Annotated in this window: 25 protein-coding genes and 3 tRNA genes; 12 read left to right on the top strand and 16 right to left on the bottom strand. The window is 63.5% G+C overall.

The window, feature by feature from the left end; genetic code table 11:
* Positions 1–16 precede the first annotated feature (16 nt).
* A complete protein-coding gene (locus CH251_RS20740) occupies positions 17–1,147 on the bottom strand; it encodes a PrpF domain-containing protein (RefSeq protein ID WP_094614817.1) in 1,131 nt (376 codons plus the stop codon).
* 182 nt (positions 1,148–1,329) lie between these two features.
* Here CH251_RS20740 and CH251_RS20735 point away from each other — a divergent pair, with 182 nt between their 5' ends.
* On the top strand, positions 1,330–2,226 hold the full coding sequence (locus CH251_RS20735; RefSeq protein WP_094614816.1) for a LysR family transcriptional regulator: 897 nt from the start codon (positions 1,330–1,332) through the stop codon (positions 2,224–2,226).
* 18 nt (positions 2,227–2,244) lie between these two features.
* On the opposite strand, the gene CH251_RS20730 is transcribed toward CH251_RS20735, so the two are convergent.
* Complete coding sequence (locus tag CH251_RS20730; RefSeq protein WP_094614939.1) at positions 2,245–3,375, bottom strand: PrpF domain-containing protein; 1,131 nt, start codon at positions 3,373–3,375, stop codon at positions 2,245–2,247.
* A gap of 114 nt (positions 3,376–3,489) precedes the next feature.
* Positions 3,490–4,884, bottom strand: coding sequence for an SLC13 family permease (locus CH251_RS20725; RefSeq protein ID WP_094614815.1), 1,395 nt, complete (start codon positions 4,882–4,884; stop codon positions 3,490–3,492).
* A gap of 138 nt (positions 4,885–5,022) precedes the next feature.
* Here CH251_RS20725 and CH251_RS20720 point away from each other — a divergent pair, with 138 nt between their 5' ends.
* The gene (locus tag CH251_RS20720) at positions 5,023–6,015 is read left to right on the top strand and encodes a LysR family transcriptional regulator (protein WP_094614938.1); all 993 of its coding nucleotides are present in this window, start codon (positions 5,023–5,025) and stop codon (positions 6,013–6,015) included.
* On the opposite strand, the gene CH251_RS20715 is transcribed toward CH251_RS20720, so the two are convergent.
* On the bottom strand, positions 5,985–6,782 hold the full coding sequence (locus CH251_RS20715) for an endonuclease/exonuclease/phosphatase family protein (protein WP_094614814.1): 798 nt from the start codon (positions 6,780–6,782) through the stop codon (positions 5,985–5,987). The two genes, CH251_RS20720 and CH251_RS20715, sit on opposite strands and share 31 nt — an antisense overlap.
* Before the next feature lie 144 nt (positions 6,783–6,926).
* On the opposite strand from CH251_RS20715, the gene CH251_RS20710 reads away from it, so the two are divergent.
* Positions 6,927–7,685, top strand: a complete 759-nt coding sequence (locus CH251_RS20710; RefSeq protein WP_230596775.1) for a GAF and ANTAR domain-containing protein — start codon at positions 6,927–6,929, stop codon at positions 7,683–7,685.
* Entirely contained in the window at positions 7,685–8,443 is a 759-nt protein-coding gene (locus CH251_RS20705) for a GAF and ANTAR domain-containing protein (protein WP_032395499.1), read from the top strand. The genes CH251_RS20710 and CH251_RS20705 overlap by 1 nt, the downstream gene beginning before the upstream one ends.
* A gap of 12 nt (positions 8,444–8,455) precedes the next feature.
* Here the strand turns inward: CH251_RS20705 and CH251_RS27595 are convergent, their stop codons facing one another.
* On the bottom strand, positions 8,456–9,022 hold the full coding sequence (locus CH251_RS27595) for a hypothetical protein (protein ID WP_179273480.1): 567 nt from the start codon (positions 9,020–9,022) through the stop codon (positions 8,456–8,458).
* A gap of 390 nt (positions 9,023–9,412) precedes the next feature.
* Here CH251_RS27595 and CH251_RS27590 point away from each other — a divergent pair, with 390 nt between their 5' ends.
* Together CH251_RS27590 and CH251_RS20690 are read left to right on the top strand one after the other, a co-directional pair.
* Positions 9,413–10,066 carry an ANTAR domain-containing protein gene (locus CH251_RS27590; RefSeq protein ID WP_179273481.1) on the top strand — a complete coding sequence of 218 codons (654 nt, stop codon included), beginning with the start codon at positions 9,413–9,415 and terminating at the stop codon, positions 10,064–10,066.
* A gap of 14 nt (positions 10,067–10,080) precedes the next feature.
* Complete coding sequence (locus CH251_RS20690; RefSeq protein ID WP_094614811.1) at positions 10,081–12,183, top strand: EAL domain-containing protein; 2,103 nt, start codon at positions 10,081–10,083, stop codon at positions 12,181–12,183.
* Between the two features lie 20 nt (positions 12,184–12,203).
* Here the strand turns inward: CH251_RS20690 and CH251_RS20685 are convergent, their stop codons facing one another.
* Positions 12,204–12,971 carry a GAF and ANTAR domain-containing protein gene (locus tag CH251_RS20685; RefSeq protein WP_094614810.1) on the bottom strand — a complete coding sequence of 256 codons (768 nt, stop codon included), beginning with the start codon at positions 12,969–12,971 and terminating at the stop codon, positions 12,204–12,206.
* Positions 12,972–13,316: 345 nt separating this feature from the next.
* Between CH251_RS20685 and CH251_RS20680 the strand changes: the two genes are divergently transcribed.
* Together CH251_RS20680 and CH251_RS20675 are read left to right on the top strand one after the other, a co-directional pair.
* Positions 13,317–13,556: a hypothetical protein gene (locus CH251_RS20680; protein WP_094614809.1), complete on the top strand. Its 240-nt coding sequence runs from the start codon at positions 13,317–13,319 to the stop codon at positions 13,554–13,556.
* Between the two features lie 152 nt (positions 13,557–13,708).
* Entirely contained in the window at positions 13,709–14,272 is a 564-nt protein-coding gene (locus tag CH251_RS20675) for a hypothetical protein (RefSeq protein WP_094614808.1), read from the top strand.
* A gap of 40 nt (positions 14,273–14,312) precedes the next feature.
* On the opposite strand, the gene CH251_RS20670 is transcribed toward CH251_RS20675, so the two are convergent.
* The gene (locus tag CH251_RS20670; protein WP_256979204.1) at positions 14,313–15,212 is read right to left on the bottom strand and encodes an alpha/beta fold hydrolase; all 900 of its coding nucleotides are present in this window, start codon (positions 15,210–15,212) and stop codon (positions 14,313–14,315) included.
* 290 nt (positions 15,213–15,502) lie between these two features.
* Here CH251_RS20670 and CH251_RS20665 point away from each other — a divergent pair, with 290 nt between their 5' ends.
* Positions 15,503–16,153 (top strand): LysE family translocator, encoded by a 651-nt coding sequence (locus CH251_RS20665; protein ID WP_179273483.1) that lies wholly within the window; start codon positions 15,503–15,505, stop codon positions 16,151–16,153.
* Between the two features lie 269 nt (positions 16,154–16,422).
* On the opposite strand, the gene CH251_RS20655 is transcribed toward CH251_RS20665, so the two are convergent.
* The 5 genes from CH251_RS20655 to CH251_RS20640 all read right to left on the bottom strand — a co-directional run bounded on the left by CH251_RS20655 (position 16,423) and on the right by CH251_RS20640 (position 18,332).
* On the bottom strand, positions 16,423–16,776 hold the full coding sequence (locus tag CH251_RS20655; protein WP_143537858.1) for a hypothetical protein: 354 nt from the start codon (positions 16,774–16,776) through the stop codon (positions 16,423–16,425).
* 40 nt (positions 16,777–16,816) lie between these two features.
* Complete coding sequence (locus CH251_RS27265; protein ID WP_143537859.1) at positions 16,817–17,092, bottom strand: hypothetical protein; 276 nt, start codon at positions 17,090–17,092, stop codon at positions 16,817–16,819.
* Between the two features lie 139 nt (positions 17,093–17,231).
* Positions 17,232–17,304, bottom strand: a tRNA-Arg gene (locus CH251_RS20650).
* A gap of 50 nt (positions 17,305–17,354) precedes the next feature.
* Positions 17,355–17,444, bottom strand: a tRNA-Ser gene (locus CH251_RS20645).
* Positions 17,445–17,567: 123 nt separating this feature from the next.
* Entirely contained in the window at positions 17,568–18,332 is a 765-nt protein-coding gene (locus tag CH251_RS20640; RefSeq protein ID WP_094614803.1) for a dienelactone hydrolase family protein, read from the bottom strand.
* A gap of 93 nt (positions 18,333–18,425) precedes the next feature.
* Between CH251_RS20640 and hisC the strand changes: the two genes are divergently transcribed.
* Positions 18,426–19,478 carry a histidinol-phosphate transaminase gene (hisC, locus tag CH251_RS20635; protein ID WP_094614936.1) on the top strand — a complete coding sequence of 351 codons (1,053 nt, stop codon included), beginning with the start codon at positions 18,426–18,428 and terminating at the stop codon, positions 19,476–19,478.
* Here hisC and CH251_RS20630 read toward each other — a convergent pair.
* On the bottom strand, positions 19,467–20,513 hold the full coding sequence (locus tag CH251_RS20630) for an alpha/beta hydrolase family protein (protein ID WP_094614937.1): 1,047 nt from the start codon (positions 20,511–20,513) through the stop codon (positions 19,467–19,469). The two genes, hisC and CH251_RS20630, sit on opposite strands and share 12 nt — an antisense overlap.
* Before the next feature lie 292 nt (positions 20,514–20,805).
* On the bottom strand, positions 20,806–21,009 hold the full coding sequence (locus tag CH251_RS20625; protein ID WP_032395510.1) for a DUF3072 domain-containing protein: 204 nt from the start codon (positions 21,007–21,009) through the stop codon (positions 20,806–20,808).
* Positions 21,010–21,151: 142 nt separating this feature from the next.
* On the opposite strand from CH251_RS20625, the gene CH251_RS20620 reads away from it, so the two are divergent.
* Complete coding sequence (locus CH251_RS20620; protein WP_094614802.1) at positions 21,152–21,511, top strand: excalibur calcium-binding domain-containing protein; 360 nt, start codon at positions 21,152–21,154, stop codon at positions 21,509–21,511.
* A gap of 78 nt (positions 21,512–21,589) precedes the next feature.
* The gene (locus tag CH251_RS20615) at positions 21,590–22,513 is read left to right on the top strand and encodes a pseudouridine synthase (protein WP_179273484.1); all 924 of its coding nucleotides are present in this window, start codon (positions 21,590–21,592) and stop codon (positions 22,511–22,513) included.
* 8 nt (positions 22,514–22,521) lie between these two features.
* On the opposite strand, the gene CH251_RS20610 is transcribed toward CH251_RS20615, so the two are convergent.
* Positions 22,522–23,334 carry a formate/nitrite transporter family protein gene (locus CH251_RS20610; RefSeq protein WP_094614800.1) on the bottom strand — a complete coding sequence of 271 codons (813 nt, stop codon included), beginning with the start codon at positions 23,332–23,334 and terminating at the stop codon, positions 22,522–22,524.
* A gap of 122 nt (positions 23,335–23,456) precedes the next feature.
* A tRNA-Ser gene (locus CH251_RS20605) sits at positions 23,457–23,546 on the bottom strand.
* Between the last annotated feature and the right edge of the window lie 47 nt (positions 23,547–23,593).

Below are 23,593 nucleotides of genomic sequence, written 5' to 3'. Positions count from 1 at the left end.
GTGTTCACAGGTCGAGCTATCCGATCGAAAGTGCCGTTGCCGCAGCGGAAACGAACAATTCCGCTGTCGCGATACGTCGTGCAGCGCGGTGCAGGGTCACGCTGGTGAGGTTGCCGTCCGCAGCGATATCGACATCGACGGCCAACACACCTGCAGGCGTCCCCAGTCGCAGCGTCGAGGTGGTGGCACCGTGGACGACCCGATCCACCACACCGCCGCGTACGGTTGCGGCAGCGGCCACAGCGACCGCCGACGTCAGGCCGATGGACGGGTGCGGTGCCATCATCGAGAGCATGCGCACGCACACGTCGTACTCGCCGGCCGAGACGAGCGTTCCGTCTTCGAGGTGGTAATCCACCGGAGGCGCGATGATGCCGACCTTCGGCACTGCGTGCGTGATCGGATCCTGCGGGCGCGACAGCCCCATGAGCAGTGCAGCACTGCGGCGCAATTCGACCAGTAGCGGAACACGTTCGGTCATTTCGGCAGCGGTCTCGGCCCCGGTCATACCCAGGTCTGATGCATCGAACAACGCAGCGGGAGCGCCTGCGACCACCATCGTGCCGCGGTACTGCGACCCATGTAGCTCCACGGCGTCCTCCACCGCCCCGGTGGGGAGCAACCGAGTGCGGTCGGCACCCAGGTCGATGAACGTCAGTCCGACCGGAACGCCGAGAGCCGACGTTCCGGCAACCTGGGCCGACCCCTCGGACGGAACGACGCCGCCCGGTGTGTCGATCTCGGTGAGCAGCACGGCACCGGTATTGCGGTTACGCATCCGTACGACGGTGGTGACCGGATCGATCGCCACCAGTCCTTGCTGGAGTGCGTACAGGCCGATCGCGGTAGCGCAATTGCCACAATTGCTTCCCCACTCCACCTTTCGGTCACCGATGGCGACCTGAGCAAAGAGGTAGTCCACGTCGATTCCGTCCTCGGAGGACCTGCTGACGATGGCCGCTTTCGAGGTTGTCGAGCTGCCACCGCCGACGCCGTCGAGCTGGCGGGGGTCGCCGGATCCGAAGGCGGAAACCAGAATTTCGTCCAGGGAACCTGCTTGTTCGATCAGTGGCTCGACGTCGACGGAGCCGAAGAGCCAGCACTTGCTGGTCCCGCCCCTCATCCACGTGCCACGCAGTGAATACATCCTCGGATACCTTCCGATCGTTACTCTCGAACATGTTCTTGGAGTTGACCATTCGAGGGAGCAGTGCGGTCATGTGACGCAGCTCTCGTGTGGGTGCTGTACATAGCCTGCATCACACAGCCGTCGAGTACAATTACGAAAAAGTCGAGATCCCTTAACTTTCACTTAAAGGTGGTTCGATCATGTTCGACACCCGACGCCTGCTGCTTCTCGTGGAGGTCGTACGAACCGGATCCATCACGGCGGCCGCAACTCGGTTGAGCTTCACCACATCTGCGGTCTCGCAACAATTGAGCAAGCTCGAGATCGAAGCGGGGCAACCGCTGCTCGAGCGTCACGCCAGGGGAGTTCGCCTGACCGAGGCGGGTGAAGTTCTGGTACGTCACGCCGAACGAATCGAGACCCAATTGCTCGCTGCACGAAACGAACTCGAAGACCTATCCGGCCTGCGCGCCGGGACGCTGCGAATAGGAACCTTCCCCACCGCGGGGGCCAGTCTGTTACCGCCCGTGGTGAAGCTGTTCAAGTCTCGTCATCCCGCAGTGGCACTGACGGTGCGCAGTTCGCGATTCGCCGGGCTGCGGGGAATGCTCGACACCCGTGAGGTGGAGCTGTCCCTGCTCTGGGATTACGAATGGGCTCGGATCACCGACGTGGAACTGACCGTGCATCAACTCATGATCGACCCGCCGATGCTCGTCGTATCCGTCAATCATCATCTTGCCGAACGTAGTTCGATCCACATGAACGAGCTGGAACACGAGCAGTGGATAACCAGGGAGGACACTCATCCGGTGGGTGCAGCGCTCGAACGGGCATGCCATGCTGCCGGGTTCTCGCCGTCGGTGTCGTTCGCAGCAAACGACTATCAGGAGGCTCAGGCCATGGTGGCGGTGGACCTCGGCGTCTCGTTCGCACCCCGAATGGCACTGTCCAACATTCGAGACGATGTACGCCTGGTTCCTTTGACCGGTGCACCGTCACGGCGAATCCTGCTGGCCCACTTGGCGGAACAGAAGCTCTCGCCCAGCGCGACCGTGCTACTGAAGATGTTCGAGGACGTTGCCGCCCGATTCTGAGAAGCGATGCCGCTCAGCCTAGTGCGCACCGACGAGAGTGGGCACCGGCACCACGAACAGATCGGCGGTGGCGATACGACGCACCGCTCGATGAAGTGTGACCGAGTGCAGAAATCCGTCCCGATCCGTGACGTAGTCGACGTCGAGCACACCTGCCGCTGTGCCGATGCGGAGTGATCCGGGCCAGCCGATGCGGGCGTTGGCAATGACCACACCACCCGTGACCGTGGCAGCCGCTGCAACAGCAACCGCCGACGTCAGTCCTATTGCCGGGTGCGGTGCCATCATGGAGAGCATGCGCACCGAGATGTCGTAGTCCGCGGCGGCGACGCGCTCACCGGTGGTCGTGGTGTAGCCCACCGGAGGTCCGATGATTCCGACCTTCGGAACGGCATGCGAGACGGGCTCTTCGGGCTTGCTCAGTCCCATTCTCAGCGCTGCCAGCCTACGCAGCGCAATGAGTGTGGGGACGTGCGCGGCGACGACATCGTTGCTTTCCGAACCGTCCAGCCCGAAATCGGCAGCATCGAAGAACGCGGCGGGTGCACCGGCACGAACGAATGTTCCTCGGAACTCACAGTCGCCGAGCGTAACTCGATCGATCTCTGCGCCGGTGGGAAGCATCGTCGGTCGGTCGGGGGCAGGGTCGGTGAAGGTGAGCCCCACCGGCACACCGAGGGCAGTGGTTCCGGGGACAGCCGCGCCGCCCTCGGCAGGAATGCGTCCGCCCGGGGTCGAGATCTCCGCGGTGAGAATTGCACCGGTGTTCTCGTTGCGCATGCGCACCACGGTGACGCGATCGTCGACGGCGACGAGACCGGTCTGCACGGCGTACAGCCCGATCGCCGTCGCACAGTTTCCGCAGTTGCTGCCCCACTCGACCGTGCGGTTCTCGATGGCGACCTGAGCGAAGAGGTAATCGACGTCGATACCCGGCGCGCTGGAGCGACGAACGATCGCGGCCTTGGAGGTCGTCGAACTGCCCCCACCCACTCCGTCTAGTTGCCGTGGATCGCCGGAGCCGAACGCGGCAGTGAGGATGTTGTCGAGGCCGCCGGCCTCGGCGACGTACGGGTCGATATCGACCGCGTTGAACAACCAGCACTTGCTGGTTCCCCCACGCATCCAGGTTCCACGAAGAGTGAACATCTGCTGTGCCTTCCGATCAGGATCCGATGCTTCCACCCTGGGCCAGAGGATGATCAAGCACAATTACGAAATATGTCCATGCCGTGCAGCAACGCTTAACGCACTGGTACCGGTTCAGAACAGGGCGGGGACGACGACCAGGATCAGCCAGCACAGAGCCGGCGCGATGGCCACGACAACTCCGGCATTGAGCAGCAACTGGCGATAGAAGCGTGGGCGTTCGATGTTCTGCGCGTTGGCCAGCACGAGCGCACCGTTGGTCGAGAAGGGCGAGACGTCGACGACGGTGGCCGAGATGGCCAGAGCAGCGACGACACCGACGACCGGCAGTGCACCGGTTCCGAGCAAGGGCATGGCCAGCGGAATAACGGCGGCCAGCAGGGCGGTGGAGGACGCGAACGCCGAGGTGATTCCGATGACGTAGCAGAGCACCACAGCCACGATGATCGGAGCGCCGATAGTGATGGCCATCTCGGCGAGATGGTCGATGGTGCCTACCTCCTGAAGGATCGAGATGTAGGTGACCATGCCCGCGACCAGCAGTACCGTCGACCAACTGATGTCTGCGATGGCTTCGTTCTGCTTCTTCAGATCCGTGAATGCAAGCACCGCTCCGGCGGCGATGGCGATGAAGCTGATCGGCAGGTGCAACACCAGAACGAGCACCAGAAGCGCGCCGATGAGGAAAAGAGTGAGCTTCTGTACGAACGTGACCGGGGCGGGAGCGTCGACCAGGTTGGTTGTCGTCGGACGGGTGAGCACCGCAGTGCTGCCGCCGAAAGTGCTGCCACCCGAAGTGCCACCGCCGGTGGTGGGGGCGGGAGTCTTGACCGGCGATCCACCCGCCGGGCCGCTGCCGGGTGCGGGATCGGTGGATCCTGTTGCGGTGTACTCGAAGCCCTTCATCCGGGCCAGGGCCGCGTAGCCCGTCACTGTGAGAACCGAGAGCAGCAGGTTGATGCCGTAACTGGCGAAGAACAGCGTCCACGGGTCGAGCGCAAGGCCGTTGTTCTCGACGATGTCGCGGACCAGAACGCCGGATACGGAAATCGGGGAGAACGCTCCAGCATGGGCACCGTTGATCACCATGATGCCCATGACCAGCGGACTCATACCGGTTCGCGCTGCGAACGCCATGGCAGCGGGCACGATGAGCGCGACTGCAGCAGGGCTGAACGTGCCGAGCGCCGTCAGCACCGAGGCGACGAAGAAGAACACCCAGGGCACCACCGTCACCCGACCGTGTACCGCTCTGATGCAACTGATGACCAGCAGATCGATGGTGCCGTTGCGTTTGGCCATACCGAAGAAGTACGTGACTCCGACGATGGTCAACACGATCGAGCTGGGGAACTCCTCGAGAATTTCCTTGTCGTCGAACCCCAGCGCGAAATATCCGACCACGAAGGCACCGATGAATCCGAGGATGCCGATATTGATCGGAAAGAAGGTTGCGATCACGAACATCGCAACCAACGCGATGAGCGGGAGGATCTCGATGGAAGTCATGGGCGTCTTTCGGGTGGCTGGGTAAGTGCTCGGTTACATCCGCACTCGAACGTTGTCCCTGTCACATTATTGACGCATGGCTTTTAGGACAATATCGTTTTGCTACCCGGTTGTTTAGCTGAGCTGAAGGATGTGCGTATGAACCACACGTTCGACGTCGTGACGTTGTTTCTTCTGCTCGACATCGCCGAGGCCGGTTCCCTGACCGCAGGTGCCGAGCGAGCGAACATGACTCCCTCGGCAGCGTCCCAACGCATTGGCAAACTCGAACACGGCATCAAACAGCCGGTCCTCACTCGCCTGCCGCGCGGCGTACAGCTCACCGAGGCCGGCGAGATCCTGACCAGCCGGGCCCGCCTGTTTCGCCGCGAGATGCGTGCCGCGAGCGGCGACCTGGAAGCGATCAGGGGCCTCGAACGCGGTTCGGTCCGGCTCGGCTCGTTTCCCACGGTCAGTGCGTCGCTGCTCTCCGACGCGTTGAAGGACTATCACTCGCGATGGCCGGGGGTGGACGTTCGTGTTCGGTCGGCCGTTCGACCGCAATTGCTGGACATGCTTCATTCGAGCGAGATCGACCTGGCACTGCTGTGGAGCTACGCCTGGACGGAGGAGGCAGAACGATCGCTGTCACTCGAGCCACTGATGGAAGACCAGACCGTGCTGCTGCTTCCGATAGACGACGATCGCCGGGGACGGGATGTGTCCTTGCACGACCTCCGAGGCGCGCGGTGGATCATTCGGAGCAACGACCACCCGGCAGCGGAGGTTCTCTATCGCAGTTGCCGCGTAGCAGGATTCGAGCCCGACGTCGTGTACGAAGCCCACGACTACCAGGAAATCGAGGCCATGGTGGCCGCAGGCGTCGGCATCGCCATGGTCCCCCGACTGTCGGTGGTTCACCACCGACCGGACGTCACCACCATCGCTTTCCTCGACACGGATCGTGTTCCGACCCGGGTCATCTACATCGCCTCACTCGCGCGGCGCCAGTACACCCCGGCTATGTACGCGATCTCGAACGCTTTACGCGGTGCAGCCGAACGCAGTACGTATATGCCTGCGGGGTCGGATCGAACAGCTGGCGGCACAACAGACAAGGATCAAAGAAGTTCCAGCACCAAAGCCCGGTGATCGGACACTTCCGGCTCGGTGACGATCTCGAAGCTTCGCACCACGGATGTGGAAGAGACCATCAAGTAACTCGCACTCCGAATTTCTTTCGTATAGCTCGACGTTCGCGTATCGGCATCTTCGACGAGGTCGGTCATCCCGTGTTCGGCCAGCAGAGTGAAAGTCTCACTCGACGGCAGCAGATTGAGGTCACCGCACAGGACGATGACATCGCTCGACGAACGAACATGCTCGATGATTTGCACCAGCTTCTGGGCCTGATCGAAACGAATCGGACTGTCGCCCTTACCTGCTGGGTCGCGCAGACCGTGCAGTTGGATGACGGAGACGAACCTTTCGGCGATGCGATCGCGGACGGTGACAGTCAGAGCAGCTCGTGGACGGTCATCCACATCCCAGACCGTGTGATCGACGAACCGTGAATGGACGAACCGCGCGTCGAGCCCGACCACCGGAAACTCGTCACGCACCCAGGTCGCGATCCCGAAGTCCTGACGCAATTCGACGCCGTCACCGTCGGTGACGGGGCCGGCATCGTTGGCGACGAAACACGGCGTGTATCCGGGGAGCAGCGCCGACACGTCGTCGAACAGATTGAGCCGCTGCGGCAATGTGCGCTCGCCGTCGGCGAACGTCGACCATCCCGACCGATCTGCGGTGCGCGTGACTTCTTGGAGGCAAATGACATCCGCGGCAACGGTTTCGAGCCAGGCCGCGAGATCGTCGTACATCGCGCCACCCCAGGCATTGATCGACACGATCTTCACGACGTCATGATGGCAGACGACGTCGAGATGGGCACTTCGATTTCGTTGCAACCGTCACGATCCCCGAGCCGAGGGCACGGGACCTGGCAGAGGACTAGGGTTGGTCTTCATGAGAGCGTTGTGCATTCCCCCAACAGTCAGGTTGTGACGGCGCAATCGCGTCTTCGCGAGCAATTGGCGTCGGCGATGGCGGGAGTCGGTGGCGGACTGTCGGCCGCTGATCGCCTGTGTGTGGCGTGTGTCGAGCTTCTCCCTGTCGACGGTGCAGCGATCTCGGTGATTCACGACGGTGTGAGCCGCGGGACCTTCGGGTCCAGTGGCGCATTCAGTAGACGGCTCGACGAGTTTCAGTTCACGTTCGGTGAGGGACCGTGTTTGGACGCAGTGGCCACCGGGGCACCCATTCTGGTGCCCGATCTGGCCGATCCCACCGAACGACGTTGGCCTGCATTCACTCCTGCCGTTCTCGACGCCGGAATTCAAGCCGTCTTCGCTCTGCCCACGGCAATTGCCGCAGTGCACATCGGGGTTCTCGACCTCTTCTCCTCGACTCCAGGACCACTGTCGAACACCGACTTGAGTGCGGGCATGTGGGCGGCCGAACTCGCCGCGCTACCTCTGCTGGATCTGATGAACTCGGATCTCGATTGGGAAGCGGCAGGCGAGGGCGGTGACGGCTGGGACCAACTCGCATCTCTCGAACGCGTCGAGGTGTACCAGGCCACCGGCATTCTGATGGGTCAACTCGATCTCGACTCCGTCGAAGCCCTCGCCCGGCTGCGTGCGCATGCCTACACCAGCGGCCAGACGGCAAGCGAAGTCGCCTGGGACATCATCGAACGTCGGCTCGTACTCGACTCCGACGACACACCCACCTCTGGGTCCGACTCGGGAAGTATCTGATGAACATCGACCGCGAGCACGGCGTCACCGAAGCCTTCGTGCGATTGGCCAACGGCCTGGTGGGTGACTTCGATGTGATCGAGCTGCTCAGTGGACTGACCACCGAGTGCGCCGAGCTCCTCGACATCGCCTCGGCAGGACTACTCCTGGCCGACGAACGGGGTGTGTTGCACGTGGTGGCAGCATCCTCGGAAGCGACTCGACTGTTGGAGGTGTTCCAACTTCAACGCGAGCAGGGCCCGTGCCTGGACTGCTTCCACAGCGGACAACCCGTCAGCGTCGCCGATCTCGAGGAACGGCGGACGACATGGCCGCAGTTCGTCGAGGTCGCCACCTCGGCCGGTTTCGCCGCGGTTCACGCCGTTCCCATGCGATTGCGGACGAACGTACTGGGCACCCTGGGCCTGTTCGGATCACGTTCGGGCGCACTCGATCACGACGACCTCGAGTTGGCTCAGGCTCTCGCCCACGTGGCCAGCATCGCGCTCGTGCACGGATCGGTGCCGCCCGACCCGGCCGCGATCGGAGCACGACTGTCGAACACCTTGCGAAGTAGGGCCAGGCTCGAGCAGGCGAAGGGACTTCTGTCGCACGTGGGTGCACTCGACATGGATCAAGCATTCGGTGTGCTGCGGCGCTACGCCCGCGATCACGCCGTACCGCTGTCGCAGGTGGCCGACGGCCTGGTCCAACGAACGTTGGATCCTCGGACGGTTTTGTCGAACGTCGCCGGAACCCGAAGCGACACATCGGACTGAGAACCCCGACAGCTACCCTCCGGGACCGGTGGGTCTGCACGCCTCCGCCATTACCTGCTGCGCCGACTCCGTCAGACTGCAGCGGTCACGTGTGGATCGGCGTCGCAACTCGATGTCGGCGTCGACCGCACCCCTGGCAAGCAACACTCCCCGGGCCCGGTCGATGAACCACAGCGGTTCCGTGGCTCCGATATCGAGCGCGCCCGACAGATGGGCATCCAGTTCGACGGCGGCCGGATCGAGGTGCAGAAGAACGCCGACGTCGGCGGCCAAGCCCTCGAACGATCCTTGGGTTCCGGCGAGCATGACGAGCTCGGAACTCGCCGCTCGTTCCATGTCCATCCCGAGAGGTATCGACACCGATGTCTGCACCCGTGCGGTGTTGTCCGCCACGGCGGACATCAGGGTGAACGGGTACTCCTCGATGGTGACGGTCAAGGTGGCCGATATCAGGGATTCGATCGAAACCACCGCCACGCCGACCAGATCGGCCAGAAGCCGACTCAAGTCGACTCCGGGGTCGGCGATGCGGTCCGTCAAGGATTCGAGAGCGTCGATCAACGCCGATTGGGTGTCCATGGGTACGCCTGGGCGGCCCGAGCGCCGATTCGTGGTTCCCGTCTGCACATGCCTCGACAGCACTGTGCCCGTTGGTTGCCAACGATGGGTCGGGACCCACCCCAAGTTCGCCAACTGATTGGACCCTACGCCCACCCGAGACTCGGTGGGCACGGCCCTTGCGCCCGGTTGACAAACCAGTGCAGCTGTTATCAGATGAGCACTGCTGAGAAAACAGCCGACCCGGGATCGACTCCGACGCCTACGTGGCCGCGAAGCCGACAGAGATCTTCTTCGCCCGGACAGAACGATACGCGCGGCAGAGACCGCGCTTCACGACCTCGGAACCGATCGTCCGCGCGCGAGGTACCTGCGCCGGCCATCGGCAGCCCGGAGGGCGGAGCACCAACGATGACGGATCTCGTTGCAACACAAGCCCATTCCTGCCGAAATGCAGACTTCTGCCGAAACACCGAGTCGTCCGCGGGTCGCGAGTCACTGGCGTCACCCACGGACACCCAGCGCGTCCATCGCTTCACCGGAGAGCCCGATGTCCGTGCAAAGGCGAACGTCGCGCGTGAGCTCGATGCGCACCCGAGCAGCGTCGAGCACACGCTCGGTGCAATCTCCTCGGCAGCGCTGCGAATCGTTCCCGGTGCCGAAGCCGCGTCGACAACGATGCTCCTCGGACGTGGCCGGACGCGCTTCGACGCCCCGACCGACCCACTGGCGGCGGCGGTGGACGACATTCGGCGCGGCGTCGACGACGGGCGGTCCCTTCGATCGATCCTTGAGAACGAATCCGTGCTCGTCCGTGACGTACGAAGCGACAGCCGATTCCCCTCGTTCACCGCTACAGCGTTGCGCTACAGGGCAATTCGGTCGATCCTGCGCCTTAACCTCGACACCATCTGGCGGGCGAAGGGGATGATCATGGAGCGGTACGACACCGAGCCCCAGCACGCGTTCGACATGCTGTCGGCGATATCGCAGGAAACGAACACGCCGGTCGATGTTCTGGCCGGCCGACTGACTCGCCGGGAACAATCCCGGTCGAACACCTGATCGCGCGGCCCACAATGTCCGAGTCTTCGCCTGTCGTGTCACCCGCCGATATCCCTCCAGAATCCGAACAAGCCCCGGAAAGCTGGACCACCGATGCGGATCGACGCGACCGCCGAGCGGCGACGCGTGATGAAAACGCCGGTAGTGCAGACCGATTCGCCGAAGAACGCGACCGAAACGACGAGCAGATCAAGGCGGCCGAAGACCGCAGGCGTGCGGCTGAGGACCGCGCGGCAGCGCGAGCCGATCGTCTCGCCGCCGCACAGGACCGAAGACGATCGGCCATCGACGGTCTGACCGGCACCTACCGTCGGGACGCGGGCACAGTCGAACTCCAACGTGACTTCGACCGGGCGCGACGGGACGGGCGGCAAATGGTGATCGGATTTCTCGACATCGACGGGCTGAAGGCTGTCAACGACAGCCGTGGGCATGCGGCAGGTGACGACATGCTGCGCAACGTCACCGCCATCGTCCGTGGCCATCTTCATCGCGACGCAGTGCTCGTCCGCTTCGGCGGTGACGAATTCGTCTTTTCCCTTCTCGACGTCGACGAGGAGGCGGTGCGCCACGATCTCGAGGCGGTCGAGTCCGCGTTGCGCGCCAGGGGGACCGGGTCCATCAGCTGCGGAATCGCTCTCGTCGACTGCGCAGCGTCTCTGTGTGCCGCCATCCAGGCAGCCGACGCCGATCTCTACAGCCGACGCCAGGGTGCTCGATTCGACTCCGCCCGAGGCGCAAAATCGAATGGTGTCACCACCCACGACAATCGGGGCGAACGGACGAGCCACCGCGGTCGAGGAACACTGCACGTGGCGGACGACTCCGACCGACCGTCCGCCCGCAGTACGACCGACATAGCCTCGATTCTGAACGATCCGCATTCGGTTCGTCCGATGTATCAACCGATCGTGGACCTCGACTCCGGCATGGTGGTCGGGTACGAGGCCCTCGCTCGGTGGCCGCTCCATCCCGCCGTCGACCCGACCGAGGTTTTCGCGGCCGCGGCCGATTGCGGCGAACTGGTGCAGTTCGACTGGGCCTGCCGCGCCGCCGCTGTGGACGGCGCACTCGAGGCACAACTGCCGCGAGCACACACTCTGTTTCTCAATGTCGAACCCGACACCGCAGGGGTCTTGTTCGATCACGCTCATGCCCGCATTCGTGCCGCTGCCGAGCATCTCGACATCGTGCTCGAACTGACCGAGCGCTCACTGCTCTCGGACCCGGCGAGCCTGCTGCGCATGGTGGACCGAGCCCGGCGCGACGGGTGCCGCATCGCGATCGACGATGTTGGCTGCCACCCCGATTCCTTGGCTCTGCTCGAGTTCATCGCGCCCGAGATCATCAAGCTCGATCGCGTACTCGTACAGCATGATCCGAATCCGGAGCGAGCCCGTGTCATCGCCGCGATCAGCGCGCACGTGGAATCGACCGGCGCGATGATTCTGGCCGAGGGTATCGAAACGCAGGCCCACCTCGAACGTGGCCTCGCCTACGGAGCTGTTCTCGGACAGGGATGGATGTTCGGCCGCCCGGCTCCGCTGCCGCGCACCGAACCCGGCAGCACCCGACGCATGACCGGAACACGGCGTCCGCGAATCGAATCGCTGCGCTCGGTTGCCGGTCGAGTCCCAGCCCTGCCGTCGGACGTGTTCGACTATGCCCTGCCCTCGATCGGGAGAAAACCGTTGGTGGCGGCTCTGACTCGCCAGATCGAACGACATGCGCAGCTTGCCGACGAATCGCTGGTCATCCTGGCGACCTTCCAGAGCGCCGAGTTCTTCGATTCAGTCGTCGCGGCAAGGTACGCCGACCTGGCAGCCCGCAACACGTTCGTGGCCGCGTTCGGTGTCGGGATGGCACCCGAGCCGGCCCCGGGGGTGCGCGGCACACGTCTGCGAATCGGCGATCCCTTCACCGGACAATGGACGATCGCGGTGGTGGGACAACACTATTTCGCAGCCGTCGTTGCCAGGGATCTCGGTGACTCCGGAGACGACAGCGAACGGCGATTCGAGTTCCTGCACACACACGACCGAAATATCGTCGTCGCAGCTGCCCGTTCGCTCATGCAGCGCGTCACCCCGACGGGTCCGGTGGACGCAATGTCGTGAAACATCTGTGTCGGTTGCCGTTACTGTCCGGTGCGGCGTGCCTGGGCTCGGCGCTGTGCCTCGTCGAAGATCGACTGCGCCACCACGGTCAGTTTGGTGCCGTCTTTCTGACTCATCACCCGAAGACGGGTGAACGCCTCGCTACTGCTGCAACCACTTCGACTGACAATGATGCCGATCGCATGGTCGATCACCTTTCGGTTGGTCAGTGCTCTCTCGAGCTGGTGCGACAGCAGCAGTGCATTGGACAGAGTCCGCGCGTTCTCCACCGACACAGCGGCGGGCACCGCGAACAGCTCACCGAGAGCTACCGCTCGATCGTCGAATGCATCCTTGGCGCGGGCATAGACATTGATCGCGCCCAGAGTTCCTCCGCCCGACAACAGGGGCAAGGACAGAGCGCTGTGCACTCCGAGACGCCCGATCCTGGGGCCGAAACGCGGCCAATGGGCGTCACCGCCGAGCGAGCCCGATCGTACGGTGCGCCCCTCTGCAGCCGCCGTGATGCACGGACCCTCCCCGACCGCGTACTGGATCGTGTCGACTTCTACGACGAAATCATCCGTCGCCACGATCGTGTCTCGCCGGTCGCCGTGTTCGAGAGTCAAACCTGCACCATCGGCACCCGGTATCGCCTTCACAGCGAATTCGGCAATGTGAGTGAGCATCTGCGACAACGAGAGGCTGTTCATGGCCAACTGAGACAACGAGGTCAAACTGTCCCTGAGGTCGTCGAGTTCGTCGGCCTCGGCGGCGGTGCGTCCGTCGTCGGCGGAGTCCTGGGCCATGGGGAACCTCGAATCGGTCTGATGTACGCCTGAATCGCATGAACGGCTGATTCGAGTCTAGCGACCGATCGAAGACAACCGGTGAGACCGCAGATCCATCGGATGTGGCCCTCCCGGTTGACAACACCATCGGACGGGTGTCGACTGGTAATGCTGAGACCACCAGCCGATCCGGGAACGACGCTTTCGCCCTGAGTAGGGTCACGGCGTCGCAACAGCTTTCGTCGCCCGAACCCTCACATCATTGCGAAGCTTCGCACACACGCACTTCCTCGACGGCACTCTCTGTATCGACATCTGTATGACGGTGCAGGCCAGTCGCCGCTCGCAGGGGCAAGGCCCACCATGAACGAGTTTCACGCCCACGAACTGATCGACTTCGCCGTTCGCTGGATTCCCTACGGCGGCGCAGGAGACGAGGAGATCTGGATTGCTTTCGGCCTCAATGCCGCGGGCTACCGTCGACGATTGCACGCAGCACTCGAATGCACTCCGCTTTCGGTGCTCGACGAAGCAACACGGGCGCATCTCCAGCTGCACGTTCAGCTACGCAGCAGTGCGCCCCGTCCGCTCGTCGGACAGTAGAACCACACACCGACCGACCGAGGGGCCCAGGTGTGGGAACGCCCGGCACGGGTACCCGAACACCAGGGAAGCCGGTGAAAAAAGCGCCAATTCCTTTCGTATTCCGCACAAGTCGTGTGCCGACTGTGTGCAATCAACCGAAAGGGACATCGATGTCCAACAGAAATACCGTCATCCGTTCACTGCACGACCTCGGCGCGGCTGCATGGTTCGGGGGCTCGCTCATGGGTGCAGTCGGCGTCAACGTGGCATCCTCGGCAGTGCAGGATCCGAGAGACCGGGCACGAGTTGCCGCCTCGGGCTGGGCGAAATGGGCTCCGGTCAATGCCGGAGCCATCGGCGCGCATCTCATCGGCGGCGCGGGGATCCTTCTGGCCAACCGTGGTCGCGCTCGGCATCAGCAGGGCGTCACCGCCAACACCGTCATCAAGATCGCCGTGACAGGTGCTGCGCTGGCAGCAACCGCGTACAGCGGCGTGCTGAGTGCCAAAACAACAGAGGCGCAGGGACATTCGATCGAGTCGGCAACCGAGCCGATGGCAGGAACACCTCCGGAGGCCGCCGCTGCTCAGAAGCAGCTGCAGTACCTGCAGTGGGCGCTGCCGATCCTCACCGGGACGCTGGTCGTTCTGGGCGCACAGCAGGGCGAGCAGCAGCGGCCGACCGAGATTCTCTCCGGAATCGCAGGCAAGCTGGCCGCACGAGCTCAGAGCTGACCGCAATCTCGGTGCAGCAGTAGCGTATGTACCCCGCGGTTCACATCACCGCGGGGTACTCAGCGGTTCGCGGCTTGTCCATGAAGGAGCGGAACACCGAATCGAAGTGATCCGGCTCGTCCAGATGCGGGAAATGCCCGGCTCCTGGCACCACCTCGATCGCCGTTCCTGCGGGCATGTGGTCGCGGACTGCATGTGCGTGGGCGAGAGGAATGATGGCGTCGCGCTCACCCCACACCAGCAGTGCACGCGCATCGGTGAACGAGGCGAGAAGCCTTGTGGCATTCACGGTTTGCCCGCGATAGTCGATGACCGATCGTGCGGTGGACAGAAAGGCTCGGCGAGTCGCAGGGTCGGACATCGACGCGAAGTTGCGCCATGCTCGGCGATCACCGGCCCCCGGCCTGAACAGCCGCAACCGCGTCAGGACTCCCAGAACACCGCCCACGACAGCTCTGCTCGCGGCGGAAGCGGCGAAGGGAATCGCCATGCCGCTACCCGGCAACGACGCCGCCCGCAGAACGGGATTCACGTCCTGACCCAGCCCTCCGCTGGCGATCAAACAGATGCCGTCCACCATCCGAGGGAAGAGATACAGCATCTGCATGGCCACCCCTCCCCCGTACGAATGTCCGACGACGGTGACCGACTCGATGTCGAGGGCCGTCAGGAGGTCGCGGACTGTCGCGGCGTGTGCGCTCAGCGAGTAGTCACCCGGAATCTTGTCGGACTCGCCATGCCCCGGCAGGTCGACGGCGATCACGCGGAACCGATCCGACAGACCCGCGATCTGGGGATCCCAGTCGTGGAGGCTTCCCATCAAACCGTGAATCAGCACCACGGCCGGTCCCTGCCCGTGATCGACATATCGCACTCGATGGCTCGCGAGTTCTCGGATACGAGGTACTGCCTTGGTCTCCGACACGTCGTCGCCGATCACTGGGGCTTGCCCTTCACTGGTGTTGTCGAGTCGATTGCTGCTCGTGTCCGATGTGCTCCGGGCGAGGCATTTCTCGAGAACGCGAATCACGTTCGCAGAAGTGAACGTGCGCGGGAACATCTTCGCGATGTCCGCGTCGCTGGAATGGCCGTGTTTTTTGACCGTGCGAGAAGTACCCGTAGCGCGGCATTGCAAACGATGCTGTGATGCACCAGGCTGCGCGGGGCTGCGCTGCCCGCCACACTCCCGGGTGTTCCCTCACCCGACGAACGACAGGAGATCGAGCGCCCGTGAGTGTGCAGTGGGCCATCTTCTTGTCGTTGGTGTTGGCCAGCTACATCTCACCCGGACCCGACACCGTGATGATCCTGCGTTCGAGCGTCGGTGGCCGGCTCGTTGCCATGGCAGCAGCTGCCGGTGCACTGTGCAGTTTGACCGTGCACATGCTCGTCAGTGCAGTAGGGCTGTCGGCATTGGTCGTCGCGCTTCCCGGCAGCCTTACCGTTCTCGCAATCCTCGGTGCCGCGTATCTCGCCTACCTCGGCATTCGCGCGCTGGCCGAGAGCGGCCGTACGAGGCGTCGAGGCGGAAGCTCGCTCACCGTCGGCACCGGGCCGGTATCCGATCGCCATGCCCGTCGACGCGCCTTCCGAAGCACCTTCGTCACCAACCTGACGAACCCGAAAGTGATCCTGTTCTTCGTCGCCGTGTTGCCGCAGTTCGTCGACCGATCGTCCTCGTGGCCCGTTGCCGTGCAACTCGGGATTCTCGGCGCTGCCGACGTCCTCGTCGGAATTGTCTATCTGCCGATCCTGGTCCTGTTCGGCGTCACAGCATTTCGCAATCTCGGACCGCGGGGACTGGCCAATCTCGAACTCGGAGTGGGGCTTCTACTGCTGGCCTTCGCCGGCGCACTCGTCGTCGACGTCGTTGTGGGTTGAGTCCGTCCGGCATACGAACACATCGGCATGTGAGAACGTGAGGTGGTGGAACTGGAACCCATGCGCCCGGTCGACTATGTGGAACGGAAGCCCTCTACGGCCGCTCGGCGTGAGCAGTGGTGGTGGCGAGCGTTTTCCGTATGCCTGTTGATCTGTCAGTTCGTCGCGCTTGTCGTGTACGACATCGGGTTCTGGTGGGTGGTCCTGGCCAGTGTCGTCGTATGGGGGCTTTACACACTGTTCTGGGCTGTGTTCGTACGTGTCCGCTCTCAGGACTGACGCCCATCACTGCGTCGGACGGTGAGTGCGGCAGCCAGCGCGCCGGCGACGAAGACGAACGACGTCAGCATGATATTCGACCAGAGGCCGAAGCGGGTGTCGAACGCGAACTGTTGCGGCACAGAGTTCTCCACGTTGTAGAGGTTGGATACCAGATTCGCCGCCACGGCCACGACTCCCACCCCGAGCACTACGCGCGACCGCAGAGCAAGGCCCCAGATCAACACCGCCGCCGACTTCGTCAACAGCGGAAGAAGTCCACGGATCGTCAGGTTGCCCGCGAATAACAGCAGTCCGCTGCGCATCAGCACGGCTGCGGCCACACACAGTCCGACACTGGCCACGAGCCACAGACGAACGTGCAGGCCGGTGCCTGATCTACGTTCACTCCACGTGCAGTAGAGAGCGACTGTCCCGATGCACACCGGCAGTGCAATCAGCCAGTAGAGCCCCGCTGTTGGTGATGCGAGATACGCAGATCCTCCGACCCACATCGGAGTCGATACCGGATCCGAACGGCTGCCGAACGTAGAACGGCAGTGCGCCGATGAGCATCAGCGGGAGAGGCAAGCTCGCGGTGACGGCGTCCGACCGAGAATCGGACCCGACCCCGCCCGGCAGTGTGCGTTCGCTCGAAATTCTGACCGGTCGATCGCTCACATGACCTCCTCCGACAACGTCCCAAAACCTTACGCCCGGTTTGTTTCTACTGGCCAGGTAAGGGCCACTTCGACCGATGGCTCAAGCACAACGAAAAAGCCCCGAACCGCATCGCTGCAGTTCGGGGCTTTTTCTTCTGTGCGCCCGAAGGGATTCGAACCCCTAACCTCTTGATCCGTAGTCAAGTGCTCTATCCGTTGAGCTACGGGCGCATGTTCAGTTATCCAACTGGTCTAGCTGAACGGCAACGATCTACCGTTCGTGGCGGAGGCGAGAGGATTTGAACCTCCGGTCCCGGTGAAAGGACAAGTCATTAGCAGTGACTCCCATTCGGCCGCTCTGGCACGCCTCCTAGGCTGCCGGCCCTCTCGGACCGCCGAGGAAAGAGATTACACACGGCAAAGGCCAGAAGGCAAAACGGCTGGTCGACGCCTGTGGTTCGCGCGGCGTTTGCGTAAAAGATGCTTGTTGCTCTTCAGCGCATGAAGCTGTCGAACCAATCGAAGATTCGGGTCTGCGCGTCGACGAGTGCGGCCGCCGCGGGGTCGCTGTGATCGGAACTGCCAGGTTGTTCGCGGGGATGATCGGCTCGGTGCTTCAAGCCCGAATAGCTGACGACGTTCGTGGCCACTGAGGCACGCGTGGCGGCGTCGCGAAGGGCTTCGATGTGATCGGGTGGGGTGTGGGGGTCGTCCTCGCCGTAGAGACCGAGCCAGGGGGCCTGCAGCTTGGGTGCGGCCTCGACCAACGCGACCGCGTCGGAGTTGAGCGGTTCGACGATGCCGGCTGCCGCAACACTGACCGCCGCCCCCACAGGACGACTGGTGGCCACGATCAACGCTGCCGTGCCTGCGTCGTCGAACCCGATCACCCCGACACAATCGGGATAGACACCGCGCTGGACGAGCCAGTCGGAGGTGGCGTCGAAGTCCGCGAAGAGGTCGTCGCCGAATACTTCCCTGTCGTCGCCGTGGCCTCGATGGAACAGGTTCGGTGCGACAGCGAGCCAACCTTCGAGCGCGAGTGCGCGCAGAAGGTCGAGCAGAGACTCGGGCACCTCACGCGCCTCATGCAGCACGACGATTCCGCCGCGAGGTGGACCATCGGGTTCGACGGCCGTCAACGGCACTTTCTCCTGCGGGGGTGACTCGTGCGCGGTCGTATCCACCACGTAGTCCGCGCCGACCGTGGGCGCGGAGGAGGACCGAAGAACTGCGACGTCGCTCAATATTCCCGACATACTTATCGAAGATAGGACGATCGGTCCGCTCGTGCACAGCAATATCACGGACGCGTAGAAGTCAACCCCGAACCTGGGCGCATAATGGCAGCCGTGACCGCGCGCATCCGCCCCGACCTCGACGCCATCCCTGCCTACGTTCCCGGCCGCACCTTTCCGGGTGCGATCAAACTGGCGAGCAACGAAACGACGCAGGGACCACTGCCGAGCGTGCGTGACGCGATCGCGGAGGCCGTCGGCGGCATCAACCGCTACCCCGACAATCGCGCGACCGCGCTGGTCGAGTCGCTGGCGAAGAAGCTCGGCGTTGCCACGGAGAACGTTGCCGTCGGAAGTGGTTCCGTCTCGCTGTGCCAGGAGGTCGTTCAGATCACCTGCGGCCCCGGCGACGAAGTGTTGTTCGCCTGGCGCTCGTTCGAGGCGTACCCCATCGTCACCAGCGTTGCTGGCGCGACACCCGTGTTGGTTCCGTTGACCGCCGACCACGTGCACGATCTCGACGCAATGCTCGCCGCGATCACCGACCGCACCCGGCTGATCTTCGTCTGCAACCCGAACAACCCGACCGGAACCGTCGTCCAGCGCGACAAGCTCGACGCGTTTCTCGACGCGGTGCCGTCGAACATTCTCGTGGTCCTCGACGAGGCCTACTTCGAGTACACCCGACCCGACGCGGGCAACCACACCGACGGAGTGGAGTTGGCACGCGGACGACGCAACGTGATCGTGCTGCGGACGTTCTCGAAGGCCTACGGGCTCGCCGGCTTGCGGGTGGGCTACGCGGTGGCCGATCCCGAGGTGATCACGGCGCTGTCGAAGGTGCGGATCGCATTCGCTGTCAGCACCGTGGCACAGCAGGCGGCGGTGGCGTCGTTGGAGGCGTCGGCAGAGCTGCTGGCCCGCACCGATGCTCTCATCGTGGAACGGGATCGTGTGCGCGACGCTCTCGTTGCGGGCGGCTACGACGTCGGCGTATCGCAGTCGAATTTCGTCTGGCTGCCGCTGGCCGAACGCTCGGGTCAATTCGCCGCTGCTGCAGCCGAACAGGGCGTACTGCTGCGCGCCTACGGAAACGACGGAGTGCGGGTCACCATCGGCGACCCGCACGAGAACGACGCATTTCTGAAGTTTGCTCTACAGGCCTAGCGCGCGCTCGAGCGTCGGCCAGGATTCGCGGAGGTCGTCCTGCCAGTACGGCCATTGATGGATGCCGTAGGGGCGGTAAACAACGGTCGCGGGGATGTCCAGCGACCGGAGTCGAGTATCGAACACGGTCGTGCAGTACAGCGCGGCCGCCTCGAGCGGTCCGCCCATCAGTGCACTCTCGACTCCGCTACCACCGGGGCCGAGCTCATAGGGACCGGGCAGGCCGGTGCCGACGGACAGGTAGACGTCCTTGCCGCGGAGTGCTTCGGCATTGCGTGACGGATCGTGCTCGACCCACTGAGGATCGGTGTTCTCGCCCCACATGTTGGTCGCATTGCCGCCGTTGGTGGCGACGGTGGCGCGCACCGCATCCTTGAAGTTGGTCTGCGAATTGTCGTAGCAACCGCTCAGGCCGGCGACGCCCGTGTACAGGCTGGGGTGACGGGTGATCAGGTCCATCGCGGCCTGGGCACCCATCGAGACACCCGAGACCGCGTTGGTGCCGTTACCGGAAAAGCGCGCGTCGATCAGCGGCGGCAGCTCCGACGTCAGGAAGGTCTCCCACTTGTTGACGCCGAGCACCGGGTCCGGCACGTTCCAGTCCGTGTAGTAGCTGCTCGATCCACCGACCGGGAGCACGACGTTGACCTGCTTGTCCGCGAAGAAGTCGACGATGTCGGTCTTCTGCGTCCAGGTGCTTTCCTTGTAATCGGATTCCTTGCCCGCGCTCACACCGTCGAGCATGTACAGCGTCGGACGGGACACCGCCTGCGCGGCCGGAAGAAGAACCTGGACCTGGATGGTGCGGCCCATGGCCGGCGACTCCACCCACACTGCTGCGCGGCGGTCGGTCAGCATGTCCACACGATCGATACGTGCCGACGCCAGAGGCAGAGACTGAGCTGTGATTCCAGGAGCCACACCGCCGCCATCGGAACTGCCGGTATCGGGGAGCGGCTGCGCCCCGGCGAGACCCGACCCCAGCAGCGACACTGCCAGAGCAGTTCCCGCTACTGCCAACACACGACGGTGCATCTGATTGCCCATCCTCCCCCGGCGCACCCTCACGGGGCGCAACACAAACAACATCCGTAACTCAACGTACCCACCGATATGCGCGCACGCTAAAGCTGTGGGTTCGCTCACAATAGCCGCGCACATGCGGGTACAAAAGTCCGCGTGATCCTTTGTTACATGTACTCAAGACAGAACGGTCTACCTGGTCGGATGTACTCGTGGACACACTTCCCGCGAGGGCACTCGATGTGACATTCGGTGGACTTTTCGGGGGTCGATGTCACATCGAGTGGACCTCTGGGGCGTCGAATCAGCCGCGGCCGGTTTCGCCCTGCAGCTTGTCGATCATTTCCGAGGCCTGCGCCTTGTTGAGACCCTCGGGAACTTCCTCGCCCGCTTCCTGCGCAAGAGTGCTCAGGTAGCTCTTCTGCGGGCCGGTCATCGGCTCGTCGCCGGTGACCCAATCGTCGGGATCCTTCTCGGGATTCTGGTTGACCTGCTCGTTTTCGCTCATACGTTCGTAGATACGCCGAATCGGCGGATTCCAAACACGTTCGGGTCTTGCTGGTCGCGACGTAGATCACCCGAATGACTTGATTGACAGTTCAATAAATGGTCGAGGATGCTCCAGATCACACCCCCTCGATTGGAGTTCCATGAAGACGAAGAATCTGCTGGTCAAGCTCGGCATCAGCGGCGCTATCGCTGCAGCCGCCCTGGTCACCGCCCCGGCCGTCGCTTCGGCCGATCCGATCACCGATTTCCTCTGCAGCAGCGGTTCGGCGCAGTTCTGCCCGGTACTCCTTCCTCCGCCTCCGGCCCCACTGGCGGCGCCTGGTCCTGCTCCTGCTCCGCAGCCTCAGGGCGCTCCCGCCCCCGCACCCCGTCAGGGCGGCGCGTTCCAGTACGAGAACTGCGATGCGGCGCGTGACGCCGGTGCCGCTCCGGTCTATCGAGACGAGTACGGCTACGGGCCTCATCTCGACCGCGACGACGACGGCATCGGCTGCGAGTAGCGAATTCGCACTTGTGCAGGCGGATGAGACTGATTCGTCTGCTCGAGTGCGATCTCGGCGGACGGATACGCTCATCCGGTGAGACGACGCCAGCAACCACCTCTGGCGAAGCGGCACGGTCTCGATCCCGCTCGAATTCGGATGCCCGAGGACGGAGCCTGGCGCACTGTTCGTGACTTTCTCACCGCCACCGAGTCACGGATTTCTCCGCACCGGATCGACGCCATGTTCGCGGCCGGTGACATCGTCGACATGACAGGCCCGATCGCACCGGACGCACCGTACGTTCCCGGCGAGGCAGTCTGGTTCCACCGCGATCTGCCGTCGGAAACCGTTGTGCCGTTCGATATCTCGATCGTGTACCGCGACGACGCGTTGCTGGTGATCGACAAGCCACACTTTCTGCCGACCATCCCCCGCGGCGGACATATTCTGCAGACCGCGCTGGTGCGACTACGTACGGAACTCGATCTGCCGCAACTGGTGCCCGCGCACCGCCTCGATCGCGTGACCGCAGGCCTGGTCCTGTTCGTCGTCGATCCGACGCTGCGCGGTGCGTACCAAACGCTCTTCCAGGATCGCAAGGTCCACAAGGAGTACGAGGCAATCGCGCGCTACGACCCGTCGCTCACCCTGCCGACCGTCGTTCGCAGTCGAATCGTCTCGGAGAAGGGCGACTTCACCGCCCGTGAGGTGCCCGGAGAACCCAACGCGCACACCACCGTCGAACTATTGGAGCATCGAGACGGACTCGGTCGCTATCGACTGACGCCGTTGACCGGTCGCACCCATCAACTGCGATTGCACATGAACTCGTTGGGCGTGGCCATCCTCGGCGACGACCTGTACCCGACGGCAACCGGCCGAGCCGTCGACGACTTCACCGATCCACTCCAATTGCTCGCCAGCTCAATCGAATTCACGGACGCGATCTCCAAATCGATGCGACGCTTCGAGACGGGACTGGGCTTGCAGCGTTGGGTATCGGATGGCAGGGCGTAACTGCTCGACTACTCGGGATTGCGGTGACGTTCGGACTTCACAAGCTCCTTGGTGCGCACCAAGCGCAGCGCGGTGACCAACACGACGCCCCCGATGATGTTGAAAAGCACCGTGTAGCCGAACCATTCGATCCAGTCGCGGTAGTTCACGTCCGCGCCGGCGTGGATGGCACCGAAGATCAGCAGCGAATCGAGAACCGAGTGGAACAACTGCAGTCCTGCCAGCAGAAACCCTGCCGCCATGGCGGCGATGATCCGCGCGACGTCGGAGGTTGTTCCCTGCTGCATGCGAGTCAGCAATGTCATCGTGCTGCCGCCGAGAACAGCCAGGCAGATCGACTGAAGATTCAGCGGAGCGTCGACGAAATGATGCGCCGACTCGGACAACACTTCGAGCCACTTCGGAAACGCCTGCGCGATCAACCACATCACGAACCAGCCGCCCAGCAGGTTCGCCAGCAGCGTCCCGACCCACAGCTTCGCCAGCTGCAAGGGCGTGCCGTCGCGGGCCACCACAGCTGCGATCGGCATCAGAAAATCTTCGGTGAACAGCTCTCCGTGTGCGAGATAGATGGCCACCAGGCCGATGCCGAACGCCAGGCCTGCCAGCAGGTGACTGCCGGTTTCGTCCAGCACCGCGAGGTACGCCATCACACCCAACGCAACCTCGAGCCCGCCGAAGAGTCCGGTGATCAGAACCGTCCGCACGGTGCGGTGCAATCGCTCGGCACCCTCCGATACGACAGCGTCGAAACTCTCCTCGAGTTCCTCTTCCAGAGGTCCCTCGTTGTCGCCGTCGTTGCGCCGCGCTTCTTCACTCATCCGCAGGTAGTACCCACTGAGCCGGTTTCGATACCAACCAGGTCGCGACGGAGCTCAGCTTCGACCGGGACAAACGAAACCGGTCCACCCGCGCGGGTGGACCGGAATCCGAAACGAACATGTGGCGGAAGCGGAGGGATTTGAACCCCCGGACGCTTTTACACGTCTCTCGCTTTCAAGGCGAGTGCATTGGGCCGCTCTGCCACGCTTCCGTGTGCGATCTTAAACGGCCGGGCGCGCCCAGGCCCAATCGCCCCTC

The organism is Rhodococcus sp. 06-462-5, from assembly GCF_002258315.1.
Taxonomy (GTDB): domain Bacteria; phylum Actinomycetota; class Actinomycetes; order Mycobacteriales; family Mycobacteriaceae; genus Rhodococcoides.
The sequence above is the reverse complement of the archived record's forward strand: the minus strand, read 5'-3'. Positions and strand labels throughout refer to the sequence as shown.

What these genes read in the sequence shown, in the direction of transcription:
- CH251_RS20740 (WP_094614817.1), bottom strand. Translation starts at nt 1,147, where the DNA reads ATGTATTCACTGCGTGGCACGTGGATGAGGGGCGGGACCAGCAAGTGC.
- CH251_RS20735 (WP_094614816.1), top strand. Translation starts at nt 1,330, where the DNA reads ATGTTCGACACCCGACGCCTGCTGCTTCTCGTGGAGGTCGTACGAACC.
- CH251_RS20730 (WP_094614939.1), bottom strand. Translation starts at nt 3,375, where the DNA reads ATGTTCACTCTTCGTGGAACCTGGATGCGTGGGGGAACCAGCAAGTGC.
- CH251_RS20725 (WP_094614815.1), bottom strand. Translation starts at nt 4,884, where the DNA reads ATGACTTCCATCGAGATCCTCCCGCTCATCGCGTTGGTTGCGATGTTC.
- CH251_RS20720 (WP_094614938.1), top strand. Translation starts at nt 5,023, where the DNA reads ATGAACCACACGTTCGACGTCGTGACGTTGTTTCTTCTGCTCGACATC.
- CH251_RS20705 (WP_032395499.1), top strand. Translation starts at nt 7,685, where the DNA reads ATGAACATCGACCGCGAGCACGGCGTCACCGAAGCCTTCGTGCGATTG.
- CH251_RS27595 (WP_179273480.1), bottom strand. Translation starts at nt 9,022, where the DNA reads ATGGACACCCAATCGGCGTTGATCGACGCTCTCGAATCCTTGACGGAC.
- CH251_RS27590 (WP_179273481.1), top strand. Translation starts at nt 9,413, where the DNA reads ATGACGGATCTCGTTGCAACACAAGCCCATTCCTGCCGAAATGCAGAC.
- CH251_RS20690 (WP_094614811.1), top strand. Translation starts at nt 10,081, where the DNA reads ATGTCCGAGTCTTCGCCTGTCGTGTCACCCGCCGATATCCCTCCAGAA.
- CH251_RS20685 (WP_094614810.1), bottom strand. Translation starts at nt 12,971, where the DNA reads ATGGCCCAGGACTCCGCCGACGACGGACGCACCGCCGCCGAGGCCGAC.
- CH251_RS20680 (WP_094614809.1), top strand. Translation starts at nt 13,317, where the DNA reads ATGAACGAGTTTCACGCCCACGAACTGATCGACTTCGCCGTTCGCTGG.
- CH251_RS20675 (WP_094614808.1), top strand. Translation starts at nt 13,709, where the DNA reads ATGTCCAACAGAAATACCGTCATCCGTTCACTGCACGACCTCGGCGCG.
- CH251_RS20640 (WP_094614803.1), bottom strand. Translation starts at nt 18,332, where the DNA reads ATGTCGGGAATATTGAGCGACGTCGCAGTTCTTCGGTCCTCCTCCGCG.
- CH251_RS20630 (WP_094614937.1), bottom strand. Translation starts at nt 20,513, where the DNA reads ATGCACCGTCGTGTGTTGGCAGTAGCGGGAACTGCTCTGGCAGTGTCG.
- CH251_RS20625 (WP_032395510.1), bottom strand. Translation starts at nt 21,009, where the DNA reads ATGAGCGAAAACGAGCAGGTCAACCAGAATCCCGAGAAGGATCCCGAC.
- CH251_RS20620 (WP_094614802.1), top strand. Translation starts at nt 21,152, where the DNA reads ATGAAGACGAAGAATCTGCTGGTCAAGCTCGGCATCAGCGGCGCTATC.
- CH251_RS20610 (WP_094614800.1), bottom strand. Translation starts at nt 23,334, where the DNA reads ATGAGTGAAGAAGCGCGGCGCAACGACGGCGACAACGAGGGACCTCTG.